Raw genomic sequence first — 14,681 nt, forward strand, 5'->3', positions numbered from 1 at the left:
TAGCTTTGCGAACTTTGCATTTTATATAAAACGTAGCTTATGAAAACCTTAGTGCTCTTTGCGGTAAAATATTAGCGGTTTCCATTTTTCAGATTAAAATCCGAAATTAACTCCTAAACCAAATACTTCTCTTGTTTGAAGTCCAGCAAATGCATTATCATCATAAATAGCTTGAAAAGATAAATTAGCAGACAAAAACTTGTTGATTTTCATTATAACATTTAGCGAATAATTTATATCGACATTTTGTGGGTCTTCGAGATAATTGGAATAAAGATTAAGCGTGTTCTCAGCAGTTACGTTGGTCATGATTGCCAGTTTATAATAAACTGAAGCATAAAAACCAAGTTCGTAACGCATGCTTTTACCTTCGTCAACGCCAAAATAACTGCCATCTACATATGGCAGACCAGTAAATCTATCAATTCCACTTGTATAGGCATTGTCTACAAAAGTAAATTTAGAAGTTAGCGGCGCAAAATTTATTTTAAGATTGTCGTCTTTTGTCCAGTAAATACCAGGACCCGTGGTAAGATATCCAGGAGACATAAATTTGGTTTGTTCGGTCCTTATTTGCTTTCCATTGGCATCTTGATCATAAATGTAACCAGTTGAAAATTGTGTCCTGAAATTTAGGAAGTATGAATAGTACCATTGTCCAAAAGCTTTTTTTCCAACTATAGAATTGAATTCTAAGCGGTCATCTGTTTTTTTTGTGAAGTCATCATTTTTGGTTTGAAGTAGACCGTATGATGCTAAAACTTTGTTGTCCCAAGTTAGATCCTCTTTTTTGTAGTTGAAATCGTAATTGATTCCAAGTGTTCCAGAAAAGCTGTCTTCACCTCCTGCAATCCAGTTGTTAAAACTTGATTGGTTTAATAGAAGGGAAACAGTTCCTTTTGTTTTCCAGCCTTCTCCTTCTATAGTATCATTAATTTTTTTTACTGCTTTTTCGGTATTTTGAATTAACTCTTTTTCTGAATTTTGGGCTTGTAAAAAAGTGATGTTTACTAAAATGAAAAGTAATAAGGTTATCTTTCTCATGGTTTTTAGTTTAGAGTGTATGATCAAATATACTAAAAACCAATGGAAAGTTAAGAGATGTTAAGCCATTATTGCAGGTTATTTCTTAGATTCTTTGTATAAAGGTACTGCAGAGCATGCTTCGCCATACATAATACTGCGGGCAAATGGCTGTAAATAAGTAGTAGCCAAAATATAAGCTCGCATTGGAACTGGCTTTCTAGAACAGCCTTTTACAATAACGGGTTTACTTTTGTAAACAGAATAATCGATTTTGCTTAAAATTTCTTCGTAAAGACTTGCGTCAAGATCTTCAATCGTTCCGTTTACTACTTTTTTTGCAAAAGGAGCCAAATGAACACTCACTAAAATTAAAGCCCAAGCAGGGATAATAGCATCTGTACTGCAGTGTACAGCAACATATTGATCTTGATATTGTGACCAATCATGATTTTTAAGGTGTTCTCTAAAGTCTTTTTCTTTCAATAAAAAACCTTCCAAAAGCCATTGCGAAATGTCAATCTGCACACGCATTCCTTTCGGATAATAATCCTCTAAATCAAAAACTTCTAAAGCACTATTGGCAACTTTATTGATAATTTCTTCCATATGAAAAGTTAGTTTCAAGTTTGAGGTTTCAAGTTCCAAGTTGAGTAACATGAAACTTTAAACCTGAAACCTGAAACAAATATTTTTTTAAAGCATTCCTAATTCTAATTTTGCTTCTTCGCTCATTAAATCTTTGCTCCAAGGCGGATCGAAAGTAATTTCAACGTCTACGTCTTTAATGTTTTCGATTGTTTTTACTTTTTCTTCTACTTCTCTTGGTAAACTTTCAGCAACTGGGCAGTTTGGAGAAGTAAGTGTCATAAGGATTTTTACTTCGTAATCTGTGTTTACCATAACATCGTAAATTAATCCTAGTTCGTAAATATCTACAGGAATCTCAGGATCGTAAATACCTTTTAAAACTCTTACAATTGATTCTCCTAATTCGTTTGTGTCTATTTCTTGTTCCATTTTATTATTTGTTTTTTTGCCACGAATTTCACAAATTTTCCGAATTAAAAATTAGTGTTAATTCGTGTAATTTGTGGCAGAAGAAATTTAATTTTTGTTTTTTGCATCAAAAGCCAAAGCATACATTTTGATGTTTTTTATCATCGAAACCAAACCGTTCGCGCGTGTGGCAGATAAATGTTCTTTTAATCCAATTTCATCGATAAAATCAGTATCGGCTTCTAGGATATCTTTTGCTTTTTGATTGGAAAAAGCACGAATTAAAATTGCGATTATTCCTTTTGTCAAAATAGCATCGCTATCTGCTGTAAAAACAATTTTATCATCGTTTTGTTCTCCTTGCAGCCAAACTTTTGACTGACAGCCTTTAATTAAATTATCGTCGGTTTTGTATTCTTCTTTGATTAACGGAAGACTTTTTCCTAATTCGATGATGTATTCATAACGTTGCATCCAGTCATCAAACATTGAAAACTCGTCTATTATTTCGTTTTGTATTTCTTTTATTGTCATAATTATTCTTTAGAAAAATCAACTAATAAATTTACTAGTTTTTCGATTTCTTTTGGAGGAAAACCATTGTCGAAACCTGGAGTTTCATACATTTTTCCGTCTTTTACTATTTTTAAATTTCCTATTGCAGCACCGTCATAAGTACGTTTGTCAGTTGGTGCTTTTAAAGTAGAAAGTCCTTCTAAATTTACTTTTGAAAACGCATCAACAATTTTGTTCCATTTTGCATCATCAATATTGCTTTTAACGGCTTCCGTATTACGTTCCTTAACAACCGAAACCGTTTTATCTTGTACAGTTATCACTTTAAAATAACCTCTAGAATGAGCAGAATATTCAATTTGTGTCGATTTCATATCGGTCTTTTTTTGACTGCAACACCCAGTTGCAATAAAAAGAGTTAAAAGCAATAGTGATAATATCCTCATAGGTTTCTTTTTTTTAGCTTAACATGGTTTGTGCTTTTTTCACAGCATCAATCATTGCGTCAATTTCTTCTTTTGTATTATAAAAAGAGAAAGAGGCACGAATTGTTCCTGGAATACAGAAGAAATTCATAATTGGCTGTGCACAATGATGTCCTGTTCTCACGGCAATTCCTAATTTATCTATAATAGAACCAACATCATACGGATGAATTCCATCAATATTAAATGAAACTACAGAAGCTTTATTTTTGGTGTTTCCGTAAATTCGGATGCCTTCAATTTCGTTAAGACGTTTTGTAGCATGTTCTAACAATTCATTTTCATATTCATGAATTTTATCAAAACCGATCTCGTTTAAATAATCAATTGCAGTTCCCAAAACAATTCCGCCAGCAATATTTGGCGTTCCTGCTTCAAATTTATGAGGTAAATCTGCGTAAGTTGTTTTCTCGAAAGTAACTTCTTTGATCATTTCACCGCCGCCTTGGTAAGGAGGAAGTTTGTTCAACCATTCTTCTTTACCGTAAAGAATTCCTGTTCCTGTTGGCCCACACATTTTATGGCCAGAAAAAGCATAAAAATCACAATCTAATTCTTGAACATCTGGTTTTAAATGCGGAACAGCTTGCGCGCCGTCAATTAAAACTGCTGCGCCTACAGCATGTGCTTTATCAATAATATATTTGATTGGATTGATTACACCCAATGCATTTGAAATATGATTTACGGTAACTATTTTTGTTTTTTCTGAAAGCAATTTGTCAAATTCCTCAATGATTAATTCTCCATTGTCATTGATTGGAATAACTTTTAAAATTGCTCCAGTTTTCTCGCATAACATTTGCCAAGGCACAATATTGCTGTGATGTTCTAATGAAGAAACTACAACTTCATCGCCAGGTTTTAAAATGGAAGCAAAGCCATTTGAAACCAAATTAATTCCATGAGTTGTTCCCGAAGTAAAAAGAACTTCATGAGCATGTTTTGCGTTGATATGGTCTTTTACTTTTCCGCGTGCGACTTCATAAGCGTCAGTAGCTAACTGGCTCAAAGTGTGTACGCCACGATGAATATTGGCATTAATTTCGTTATAATATTTTACTTCAGCATCGATCACAACTTGTGGTTTTTGCGAAGTAGCTCCGTTGTCGAAATATACTAATGGCTTTCCGTTTACAGTTTGAGAAAGTATCGGGAAATCAGCTCTTATTTTTTGAATATCTAGCATGTCTTATTTAGAAAAAATCTATTTACAAAAGTACTAAAACTAAATTTGTTTATACAGCAATTCTATAATTTCCTTTTATGATGCCATTGATTAAAGGCTTAAATGATGATTTTGTAAAAATCAGTTCGCTTTTCTGAATTATCTGAAACAGTTTTATAATTTGATGCTTAAAATCGTGAACATAAATTATTTATATTGCATTAAAAATAACTTAAATCATCATGAAAAAATTTCTCAAAGTACTTTTGCTTGTTGTGGTTCTTGCTTTTTTGTATTTCGGATTTACCACTTATCCGAAGCTGGATTTGATTTCTGGTTTTTCTGCCAAAAGTGTCGCCTCAGGACATTTTATAGATAATCGTCCGCTGGATTTAATCCAAAAAACCGACAATGATATTGATATGATTGATCTGGCGAAAAACTCCATTGATGAGGCAGGAAAATTTGCAACTTCAAATGTTTATGGGTTAAAAGAGAGAAAAGCGATTTACAGAGAAGGTTTAGGTGCTGTTTTGATTAATGATGATTTTGATATTTCGAAACCGTATCTTCTTCCAAAAAGAACAAAACTAGAAAATAATCTTCCTTTTCCATACGGAAATCAGGAGCCAAAAGATACCGCATTTTCGAATATTGATTATTCCAAATTAAAAAAAGCGGTTGATAATGCTTTTGATAAACCTAGTGGCGGAACAAAAAGAACTCGCGCTGTTGTAGTTTTATATAAAGACAAATTAATTGCCGAAAAATATGATACAGGGTTTAATAAAGATAGTAAAATTTTAGGATGGTCGATGACGAAAAGCATTACAAGTTCGGCTTTTGGTGTTTTGGCTAAACAAGGTAAAATCGACATTTATAAACCTGCTCCAGTTGCCGAGTGGAAAAATGATGAACGCAAAAATATTACGCTTAACGATTTGCTTCACATGAATTCTGGTTTAGAATGGGAAGAGAATTACAGCACAATCTGCGATGCCACTAAAATGCTTTTTCAGGCGGAAGATATGGGGAAAGTACAAATGGATAAACCGGCGCAGTTTAAACCCAATACACATTGGAATTATTCTTCTGGAACAACCAATTTATTATCCCTGATTTTAAGAAGACAATTTAAAACGCAGCAAGAATATCTTGATTTTTGGTACAGCGCCGTAATCGACAAAATCGGAATGAACTCGATGATTGTGGAGCAGGATATGAGCGGAACTTTCGTAGGTTCATCATACGGATGGGCAACACCGCGCGACTGGTCTAAATTTGGATTATTATATCTAAGAAAAGGAAACTGGAACGGTGAGCAAATTCTAGACGAAAGCTGGGTAAAATATACTGCAACTCCAACGAATACTTCTGAGGGTAAATACGGAGCGCAGTTTTGGTTAAACGCGGGCGGGAAATTCCCAGATGTTCCTCGTGATATGTTTTATTGCAGTGGTTATCAAGGACAGATGGTGGCTATTATTCCGTCTCTGGATATGGTGATTGTGAGAATGGGAGTAAGAGAAGGTGATAAAAGTTTTGATTTTAATGGGTTTTTGAAGGAGGTAATTGAGAGTGTGAAGAAATAATGTAAAATGAAAAGAAGTAATGTTTTGTTTCCAGTTTTCATTGTTATAATTGGTTGGTTTATTGGAGGCTTTGGTTTTACTACAAAACTTGGACATCCAATAAGTACTATTTGTTTTTATTTGGGATTAGGATTAATCTTTTTAGGATTTATATCGTTTATTTTAAGAGTAAAAAATAAATAAAGTTTTACCGTAAAGTAAAAGGTAAAAAGCACAAAGTTCGCAAAGTTTTGTTAATAAACCTTTGCGAACTTTGCGTAACCTTTGTGTCTTTGCGGTAAAACCTGACTACAAATCAAATCCTAAGTTCACTCCTAATTTCATAGCAATGATTTTAGTAATCCTTTGTTTTAATTCAGGTATTTTGATGCTTTCGATTACGGCATTTGAGAATGCGTACATCAATAAAGCTTTAGCTTCTTTTTTCGGGATTCCACGAGACTGCATGTAGAACATTGCTGTTTCATCAAGCTGTCCAACAGTACAACCGTGAGAACATTTTACATCATCTGCAAAAATCTCTAATTGTGGTTTTGCGTTGATAGTAGCTTTGTCGCTCAATAAAATGTTGTTGCTTTTTTGGAAAGCGTTTGTTTTCTGAGCTTCTTTTTCTACCAAAACTTTTCCGTTGAAAACTCCTGTTGAGCGATCAGAGAAAATTCCTTTATAATCTTGGAAACTTTCGCAGTTTGGAGTTGCGTGGTTTACCAAAGTGTAATGGTCAACGTGTTGTTTGTCGTTTAAGATAGAAATTCCGTTAAGCGTACTTGTCAATCTTTCTCCAAAATGGTAAAAGTTTAAGTTGTTACGAGTTAAATTTCCACCAAACGAAAATGTATGAACAGAAGCGTGACTTTCTTGTTGCTGAGAAACATAAGTGTTGTCAACTAAGTTAGCTTCGCTATTATCATTTTGAATTTTGTAATAATCAACAATCGCACGTTTTTGAGCAAAAATCTCAGTAACAGAGTTTGTTAAAACTGGGTTTTCATTCAAGCTTTGGTGACGCTCGATAATTTGTACATGTGAATTTTCACCCACAATAACCAAATTTCTTGGCTGAACCATTAAGGCAGCTTCGTTTCCTGTTGAGAAATACATAATCTCAATTGGTTTGTCGGCTACTTTTTTCTTCGGAATATTGATAAAAGCTCCTTCAATTGCAAAAGCAGTGTTTAATGAAGTCAAGCTGTCATCTTTACTTGCAATTTGATTAAAGTAGGTATCAATAACCATTTTGTATTTTGGTTTGGTTAATGCCGATGACATCAAACAAACATCGATTCCGTCATGCGTAGTAGAAGATAAATGCGAACTAAAAACCCCATCAATAAACACTAATTTATAAGTGTCAATTTCGTGTAAAAAGTATTTTTTTACCTGATTAAATTCGATTGCATTTTCCTGTTTAGGAAAAACCGTAAAGTCATTTTTTAAGATGGCATTTAGCGATGTATATTTCCAAGCTTCTTCTTTTTTGGTTGGGAAACCTTTATTTTCGAAGTTTTTTAAAGCATTTGTGCGTATGTCATGTAAATCTGAATGTACATCGACACGCTCCTCAAAAGCCATAAAAGACGATACTAATTTTTCTTTTAAATCCATTGTTCTTTTTAGTCTTAAAGTCGAAAGCCGAAAGTCGAAAGACTTTAGATTGTCGACTATTTTTGTGAAAAAATCATAAACTAAGTTGAGTCTAAACAGACTGTACAACTTTTGACTTTATGACTTTTGACTCAAATATTTTATGAAACCACTTAGTAGCTTCGATATTTCTGTTATCGATTCTAAAAGCATTTCAAATTCTTCTTTTATAATGTATTCTAAATCAAAAGCTAAATATAATTGAGATCTGACTTCTCCTGCGGATGCTTTGGCTACATGTAAAAAATAAACAAATTCTTTATCTGTATTTCTCTCAAAGCCCTCTGCTATATTTGATGATATAGAAAGCGATGCACGTCTTATTTGTCTAACAAAATCAAAGTCTTTTTTAAAATTAGAATTTTCAGTAATCAAATATATTTTTTTATTGAAGATTCTGGATTTTTGCCAAGAATTTATTTCTTCAAAAGATTTAAATTTACTCATTGCTCTACTTTCGACTTTTGACTTTCGACTTTCAGACTATATTAATTCTCCGCTTTAATCCAGTCGTATCCTTTTTCTTCCAATTCGTAAGCCAATTCTTTTCCGCCAGATTTTACGATTCTTCCGTTGTAAAGAACGTGAACGAAATCAGGAACGATATAATCTAATAAACGTTGGTAGTGTGTAATAACGATAATTGCGTTTTTGTCGCTTTTTAATTTGTTTACACCATTCGCCACAATTCTTAAAGCATCGATATCAAGACCAGAATCGGTTTCGTCAAGGATAGCCAATTTTGGCTCTAACATTGCCATCTGGAAAATCTCGTTTCTTTTTTTCTCACCTCCTGAAAAACCTTCGTTTAAAGAACGAGATAAAAATTTACGGTCGATCTCTAATAATTCAGATTTCTCACGAATTACTTTCAGCATTTCGTTTGCTGGCATTTCTTCTTGACCGTTTGCTTTACGAGTTTCGTTGATAGCAGTTTTCATAAAGTTTGTAACACTAACTCCAGGAATTTCTACAGGATATTGGAAAGAAAGGAAAACTCCTTTGTGTGCTCTTTCCTCAGGAGCTAAATCAGCAAGATCTTCTCCGTCAAGAATTACCTCTCCATCTGTAACTTCGTAGTTTTCGTTTCCTGCAATAACAGCAGAAAGTGTACTTTTTCCAGAACCGTTTGGTCCCATTATCGCGTGAACTTCTCCAGCTTTAACTTCTATATTAATTCCTTTAAGGATTTCTTTATCACCAATTGAGGCGTGAAGGTTTTTTATTGATAACATCTTTTTTATTTGAAAATTAGATAATTTGGAAAATTTGAAATTCCAAGATTGCCATTTTTATTTTTTTATTCGTAATGTCCTTTCAGGGAAAGGATATTTAGTATTTCAATTGTGTTCTCATCTATGATTTCATAGATTAATCGATGTTCTCTATCAATTCGTCTTGACCATATTCCCGTTAAATTATACTTTAAAGCTTCGGGCTTGCCAATTCCGTCAAAAGGATGGAGTTGTATATCTTCGATTAGTGCATTTATTTTTTTGAGAATATTTTTATTTCCAGATTTGACCCAAAAGTCTAAATCTTTTTTAGCTTTTGGAGTAAATATTATTTGCATAAAGCTTTTAATTCCTCCATTGTCATTTTAATTCCTCTGCCTTCTTTTATATCTTTTTGTCCCTGTAAAATTTCTTGCACAAATTCAGGATTATATGGTTTTTCATTTTCTTCAACAATTTCAAAACCAAGAGATTTTGCCAGTGATTGAAAGACTGGGAAATCTTTTTTCTTTACATTTTTTAAGATGATGTCCATATCGCTTTGTTTTTTATCCCACAGATCCTTCTAAAGAAATCTCTAATAATTTTTGAGCTTCTACAGCAAATTCCATCGGAAGTTTATTCAATACATCTTTACTGAAACCGTTTACAATTAAGGCAATCGCTTTTTCAGTTGGAATACCTCTTTGGTTGCAGTAAAATACCTGATCTTCTCCAATTTTACTTGTAGTTGCTTCGTGCTCGATTTTTGCTGATGGATTTTTACTTTCGATATATGGGAAAGTATGCGCGCCACAATTATTACCCATTAACAATGAATCACATTGAGAAAAGTTTCTTGCGTTCTCAGCTCTTGGAGAGATTTGCACTAAACCACGGTAACTGTTTTGTGATTTTCCAGCCGAAATACCTTTAGAAATAATAGTCGATTTAGTGTTTTTTCCTAAATGGATCATTTTAGTTCCAGTATCAGCTTGTTGGAAATTATTAGTAACAGCAATTGAATAAAATTCTCCTACTGAATTATCTCCTTTTAATACGCAAGAAGGATATTTCCAAGTTACAGCAGAACCTGTTTCAACTTGTGTCCAAGAAATTTTAGCGTTTGTTTCGCATAAACCTCTTTTAGTTACAAAGTTGTAAACTCCACCTTTTCCTTCTTTATTTCCAGGGAACCAGTTTTGAACTGTAGAATATTTAATTTCTGCATCGTCCAAAGCGATTAATTCAACTACAGCAGCGTGTAATTGATTTTCATCACGGCTTGGAGCAGTACATCCTTCAAGATAAGAAACGTAACTTCCTTCATCGGCAATAACAAGAGTTCTTTCAAATTGCCCCGTTCCTGCCTGATTGATTCTAAAGTAAGTTGAAAGTTCCATTGGGCATTTTACACCTTTTGGAATATAACAGAAACTTCCGTCAGAGAAAACCGCTGAGTTTAATGCTGCGTAGAAGTTGTCTTTTTGAGGTACAACAGTTCCTAAATATTTTTTTACTAATTCAGGATGTTCTTTGATGGCTTCAGAAATCGGACAGAAAATAATTCCTTTTTCTGCCAATGTTTTCTTGAACGTTGTGGCTACAGAAACAGAATCGACTACAATATCCATAGCGACATTGTTCATCTTTTTTTGTTCATCGATAGAAATTCCTAACTTTTTGTACATCTCTAATAATTCTGGATCAACATCATCCAAAGTTTTATTAGGATCTACTTGTTTTGGAGCTGAGTAATAAGAAATTGCCTGAAAATCTGGTTTTTCGTAATGTACGTTTGCCCATTCAGGCTCGATCATTTCTTTCCAAGCACGAAAAGCCTCGATACGCCATTCGGTCATCCATTCAGGTTCTTCTTTTTTAAGAGAAATAGCTCTTACAATTTCTTCGTTTAAGCCAATAGGGAAAGTTTCAGATTCTATATTGGTATAAAATCCGTACTCGTATTCTTTAGTTTCCAGTTCGATCTTTAAATCGTCTTCGGTGTATTTGCTCATTATTTTTGTTATTGTCTAATGTTTTAAAGTCTAAAGTTCGAAAGTCAATTGAAGTCTCTAATGACTTTATAACTTTCCGCTTTTGACTAAAGAGAGAATGATTCTCCGCATCCGCAAGTTCTGCTTGCGTTCGGATTGTTGAAAACAAATCCTTTTCCGTTTAATCCGCCAGAAAATTCTAAAATTGTCCCAGCTAAATAAAGGAATGATTTTTTTTCTACAGCAATTTGTATGTCGTTGTCAACGAATATTTTGTCGTCATCTCCTTTGGTTTTGTCAAATTTTAAATCGTAAGACAAACCAGAGCATCCACCACTTTTCACGCCTACTCTTACGTAGTCGCTTGCGGCGTCAAAACCATCATCCGTCATCAGGTCGATGATTTTCTTTTTGGCAGTATCAGAAACTTTTATCATTGTTCTTAGATGTTTGTTTTTAATGAACATTTTTTGTCTGTAATGAATTTATTACAGATTTAAAACGCTAATTTTCAATGTTAAATAGAAATTATCTGCAAAGATACGACTTAAAAACCTTTTTCCATAACGGTTCACATTATTATAACAAATGTGAAAATAGATAATACTTATTTTGACAAAATTGGAATCAAAATCCGAAAAGGAATTGTTTTTAGAATCTTGCTGCAAATATCGCTCCTAAATGTTAAAAAACAAGTATTTCTACTGATTATAGTCCTTATTTATTCGGTACTTTTGCAGAAAATTGTGAGTAATTATGAAAAAACAACACAAAAATAAGTGGCTAAACCCCTTATTGGCAGTAATTTTTGTTTTTGGATTAGGTGCTGCAGTATTGGTTTTTAGCAGTGAATCTGATAAAATTAACAAAGAAGTTAAAACTGAAGGCGATAAAGCTTTAGTAATTAATAATGAAAGAACGGAACAGGAAAACATTTTAGATTCATTGAGTGCACTAAAAACGGCATACGATCTGGTCATTAAAGAAAATACAGCCCTGTCTAAAGAGTTGGAACTGGAACGTAAGAATGTCGAAAATTTAATGGAAATTATAAAAGTTTCGCAAAATCCGTCGGCAGATCAAATTAGAATTTATCGAAATCAGCTTTCGGGGCTAAAATCTTCATTGGATAGTAAGGTCATAGAGATTAAGCAGCTAAAATCTCAGAATAAAAATTTATTGACTGAAATAGAAAGTCAGAATGTTGTCATGTACAAACAAAAGGCAGAGAATGACACTTTGATTTCTAAACAAGTGAAATTGGAATCGACTTTAAAAGATGCTTCAAAACTTTATTTAAGCAATTTTAAAGCAATTGCGCTTCGGGAAAAGAACTCTGGAGCAGAACTAGAAACGACAAAAGCAAAGAACACAAAGAAACTTAAAATTAGTTTTACCGTTAACGGAAATGCCGTTGCAAAGACAGGAAAAAGAGTTTTTTATGTTCAGGTTTTAGACCAAAAGAATACAGTTTTGGGTGACAATAAGTTGATAGAATTTGGAAATGATAAAGCACTAGTTTATAGTTTTATTGTTAGCACCGATTTTCAAGGTAAATCTCTCAATGCTTACGGAATTTTAAATGCAGATGGTTTTAAGAAAGGGACTTATTTTATAAATTATTTTGATAAGCAGGACATAATGGGTAGCACTTCTATTACATTAGAATAGTCTGAAAGTTTTTTAGCTTTAAATTTAGCAAAAGGAGTTTGAATTTTCTAGCTTTGTTGTTTTAGAAAATCATTCTCATGAAACTTTACCCAATAGAATCTGGAAATTTTAAGTTAGATGGAGGCGCAATGTTTGGCGTTGTTCCTAAAACGATTTGGAATAGAACCAATCCCGCCGATAACAATAACTTAATTGATATTGCTGCACGATGTTTATTGATTGAAGACGGAAATCGTCTTATTTTAATTGACACGGGAATGGGCGATAAGCAATCAGAAAAATTCTTTGGGTATTATTCGCTTTGGGGATCGCATTCTTTAGATAAATCCTTGGCAAAATATGGTTTCAACCGAGATGATATTACAGATGTTTTTATGACACATCTTCATTTTGATCATTGCGGAGGAAGTGTACAATGGAATGCCAATAAAACAGGTTATGAACCTGCTTTTAAAAACGCTAAATTCTGGACAAACGAATACCATTGGGAATGGGCAACAAAACCCAACGCAAGAGAAAAAGCTTCTTTCTTGTCTGAAAATATTTTGCCAATGCAGGAAAGCGGACAATTGAATTTTATTGAAAGACCAGAATCTGATTTTGGTTTCTCAAAAGAATTAGGTTTCGATATTTACTACGTAGACGGACATACCGAAAAGCAAATGATTCCGTACATTAAATATAAAGAGAAAACCATTGTCTTTTGCGCTGATTTATTGGCTACAGCTGGACATATTCCGCTTCCGTATGTAATGGGATATGATACAAGACCTTTACTGACAATGCCAGAGAAATCGAAGTTTTTAAACGCAGCGGCAGATCAGAATCATTATTTGTTTTTAGAACATGATGCTCACAATCAAATTATAACTGTGGAACACACCGAAAAAGGTGTTCGATTAAAAGATGTTTTTACTTGCGAAGAGATTCTTTAGAAGAAATTTTAAGATATAAAAAAATCCCATTTTCAACAGAATGAAAATGGGATTTTGTTATTAAGAGGTGATGATTATTCTACGATAACTTTTTTAGCAGAAGCGGCATCTCCATTAATTAAATACACATAATAAATTCCTCTAGGCAAGCCAGATAAGTCGATCGTATTATCTGTTTTTGCATTGTTTAAAGTAAAAGATTTTACTAATTGCCCTAAAGAATTATAAACTGTTGCTTTGTCTAAAGCGATATTCTTAATGTTTAGTTCTCCTTTTGTTGGGTTTGGATATATTGTAGCTCTAGAGAATACTAAATCGCCAATACCTAATGATTTACATGATGATGAGTAGGCTGCTGTAGCATCTTTTATGCCAGCCCAATTTTCATTAGAATAAGCAACATCATCAACTTGAATACAACTCAATTTGCTGTTTCTTAAGAAGCTGGTTGTATCAACATATCCTGCTTTTTTACCAGTTTGAGAAGGCAGAATAAAATTTTTATTGTTCCCATTTTGAACATTTAATGATGTTAAAGGATTGTTTTCAACGAAAATAAGTTCTAAAAGAGGGTTGTGAGAAAGATCTAAAGTCGTCAATTGATTATTGCCTAGATTAAGATATTTTAAAAGAGGATTTTGACTAAGATTAATCTCTTTAATTTTGTTGTCATTAAGATACAGCCAGACCAATTTTGGATTTGATATTACGTCAATCTCAGAAATATTAGTATAGATGCAGTTTAGTTGATTCAAGTTAGAGAGATTGGATACATCTAAAACCGTTAAATTATTATTGCCACAATAAATACTTTCTAATTCAGGATTTGCTGAAAAGTCTATACTCGTTAAGAGATTTTGATCTGCTACTAAGTAGTGTAAATTTGTGTTTTGCGATAAATCAATTGAAGTAATCTGATTTTTGCTAAATGTTAGGTTGAACATGTCCTTGTTTTCAGTAACATCAAGACTTGTTAATTGATTCTCAAATAAGTTCAAAGCTCTTAAGGCTTTATTATGTTTTACATTGATGTTTCTAATGTTATTATAATTACAATTTAGATACATTAGTGCTTTAAAATCTTCGATTCCTGTTAAATCACTTATGTTTAAACTTTCTAAATTTAATGAAGTTACTTCAACAATGCTTTCTGTTTTAACTTTACCATTTTTACCATCGGTATCAATTTCTAGAGCAATTAACGCATCCTCAAAATTAGAATCTGGGATTAAAGTGTATTGTGTACAATCTTCATTATAATTTGAAGAAGCATCTTTAAGAGTGGCCCAATTGTCATTTGAATAAATAACATTGTCAACTTCGATACAGCTTAAGCTGGGATTTGAAGTAAAATTAGAATTTAGACTGAAATTGGTATTGTTTCCGTTCTTTAAACACAAACTTTCTAAAGAGTTAGAACTACAATCTACAAGCGTT

Annotated in this window: 18 protein-coding genes; 4 read left to right on the forward strand and 14 right to left on the reverse strand. The window is 33.0% G+C overall.

Annotation, left to right across the window (positions count from 1 at the left end):
- Window positions 1-93 precede the first annotated feature (93 nt).
- From M0M44_RS06115 to M0M44_RS06140, 6 genes are all read right to left on the reverse strand, one after another.
- Window positions 94-1,044 (reverse strand): DUF3078 domain-containing protein, encoded by a 951-nt coding sequence (locus M0M44_RS06115; protein ID WP_248728972.1) that lies wholly within the window; start codon window positions 1,042-1,044, stop codon window positions 94-96.
- Window positions 1,045-1,122: 78 nt separating this feature from the next.
- Window positions 1,123-1,632: a DUF2480 family protein gene (locus M0M44_RS06120; RefSeq protein WP_163398525.1), complete on the reverse strand. Its 510-nt coding sequence runs from the start codon at window positions 1,630-1,632 to the stop codon at window positions 1,123-1,125.
- An 87-nt stretch (window positions 1,633-1,719) separates the two neighbouring features.
- A complete protein-coding gene (locus tag M0M44_RS06125) occupies window positions 1,720-2,043 on the reverse strand; it encodes an SUF system Fe-S cluster assembly protein (protein WP_012023258.1) in 324 nt (107 codons plus the stop codon).
- A gap of 87 nt (window positions 2,044-2,130) precedes the next feature.
- Window positions 2,131-2,556, reverse strand: a complete 426-nt coding sequence (locus M0M44_RS06130) for a SufE family protein (RefSeq protein ID WP_248728973.1) — start codon at window positions 2,554-2,556, stop codon at window positions 2,131-2,133.
- A 2-nt stretch (window positions 2,557-2,558) separates the two neighbouring features.
- Window positions 2,559-2,912 carry a hypothetical protein gene (locus M0M44_RS06135; protein WP_248728974.1) on the reverse strand — a complete coding sequence of 118 codons (354 nt, stop codon included), beginning with the start codon at window positions 2,910-2,912 and terminating at the stop codon, window positions 2,559-2,561.
- Window positions 2,913-2,997: 85 nt separating this feature from the next.
- A complete protein-coding gene (locus M0M44_RS06140) occupies window positions 2,998-4,212 on the reverse strand; it encodes an aminotransferase class V-fold PLP-dependent enzyme (RefSeq protein WP_248728975.1) in 1,215 nt (404 codons plus the stop codon).
- A 221-nt stretch (window positions 4,213-4,433) separates the two neighbouring features.
- Here M0M44_RS06140 and M0M44_RS06145 point away from each other — a divergent pair, with 221 nt between their 5' ends.
- On the forward strand, window positions 4,434-5,783 hold the full coding sequence (locus tag M0M44_RS06145; RefSeq protein ID WP_248728976.1) for a serine hydrolase domain-containing protein: 1,350 nt from the start codon (window positions 4,434-4,436) through the stop codon (window positions 5,781-5,783).
- 6 nt (window positions 5,784-5,789) lie between these two features.
- Complete coding sequence (locus M0M44_RS06150) at window positions 5,790-5,966, forward strand: dolichyl-diphosphooligosaccharide--protein glycosyltransferase subunit 2 (protein WP_248728977.1); 177 nt, start codon at window positions 5,790-5,792, stop codon at window positions 5,964-5,966.
- Between the two features lie 105 nt (window positions 5,967-6,071).
- On the opposite strand, the gene sufD is transcribed toward M0M44_RS06150, so the two are convergent.
- The 7 genes from sufD to M0M44_RS06185 all read right to left on the reverse strand — a co-directional run bounded on the left by sufD (window position 6,072) and on the right by M0M44_RS06185 (window position 11,075).
- Entirely contained in the window at window positions 6,072-7,388 is a 1,317-nt protein-coding gene (gene sufD, locus M0M44_RS06155; protein WP_113677126.1) for a Fe-S cluster assembly protein SufD, read from the reverse strand.
- 117 nt (window positions 7,389-7,505) lie between these two features.
- Window positions 7,506-7,874 carry a four helix bundle protein gene (locus M0M44_RS06160; RefSeq protein ID WP_248728978.1) on the reverse strand — a complete coding sequence of 123 codons (369 nt, stop codon included), beginning with the start codon at window positions 7,872-7,874 and terminating at the stop codon, window positions 7,506-7,508.
- Between the two features lie 41 nt (window positions 7,875-7,915).
- Complete coding sequence (gene sufC, locus M0M44_RS06165) at window positions 7,916-8,662, reverse strand: Fe-S cluster assembly ATPase SufC (protein WP_029271512.1); 747 nt, start codon at window positions 8,660-8,662, stop codon at window positions 7,916-7,918.
- Window positions 8,663-8,727: 65 nt separating this feature from the next.
- Window positions 8,728-9,000 (reverse strand): Txe/YoeB family addiction module toxin, encoded by a 273-nt coding sequence (locus tag M0M44_RS06170; RefSeq protein ID WP_248728979.1) that lies wholly within the window; start codon window positions 8,998-9,000, stop codon window positions 8,728-8,730.
- Complete coding sequence (locus M0M44_RS06175; protein WP_248728980.1) at window positions 8,991-9,197, reverse strand: DUF2683 family protein; 207 nt, start codon at window positions 9,195-9,197, stop codon at window positions 8,991-8,993. The genes M0M44_RS06170 and M0M44_RS06175 overlap by 10 nt, the downstream gene beginning before the upstream one ends.
- A 13-nt stretch (window positions 9,198-9,210) precedes the next feature.
- Window positions 9,211-10,659, reverse strand: coding sequence for a Fe-S cluster assembly protein SufB (sufB, locus tag M0M44_RS06180; RefSeq protein ID WP_248728981.1), 1,449 nt, complete (start codon window positions 10,657-10,659; stop codon window positions 9,211-9,213).
- Between the two features lie 86 nt (window positions 10,660-10,745).
- Window positions 10,746-11,075, reverse strand: coding sequence for a HesB/IscA family protein (locus M0M44_RS06185; RefSeq protein ID WP_068841559.1), 330 nt, complete (start codon window positions 11,073-11,075; stop codon window positions 10,746-10,748).
- Between the two features lie 319 nt (window positions 11,076-11,394).
- Here M0M44_RS06185 and M0M44_RS06190 point away from each other — a divergent pair, with 319 nt between their 5' ends.
- Both M0M44_RS06190 and M0M44_RS06195 read left to right on the forward strand, forming a co-directional pair.
- Window positions 11,395-12,309, forward strand: coding sequence for a coiled-coil domain-containing protein (locus M0M44_RS06190; protein ID WP_248728982.1), 915 nt, complete (start codon window positions 11,395-11,397; stop codon window positions 12,307-12,309).
- A gap of 77 nt (window positions 12,310-12,386) precedes the next feature.
- A complete protein-coding gene (locus M0M44_RS06195) occupies window positions 12,387-13,244 on the forward strand; it encodes an MBL fold metallo-hydrolase (protein WP_248728983.1) in 858 nt (285 codons plus the stop codon).
- A gap of 74 nt (window positions 13,245-13,318) precedes the next feature.
- Here the strand turns inward: M0M44_RS06195 and M0M44_RS06200 are convergent, their stop codons facing one another.
- Complete coding sequence (locus M0M44_RS06200) at window positions 13,319-14,644, reverse strand: T9SS type A sorting domain-containing protein (RefSeq protein WP_248728984.1); 1,326 nt, start codon at window positions 14,642-14,644, stop codon at window positions 13,319-13,321.
- Window positions 14,645-14,681: the final 37 nt, after the last annotated feature.

This window comes from Flavobacterium humidisoli, from assembly GCF_023272795.1.
GTDB lineage: Bacteria > Bacteroidota > Bacteroidia > Flavobacteriales > Flavobacteriaceae > Flavobacterium > Flavobacterium humidisoli.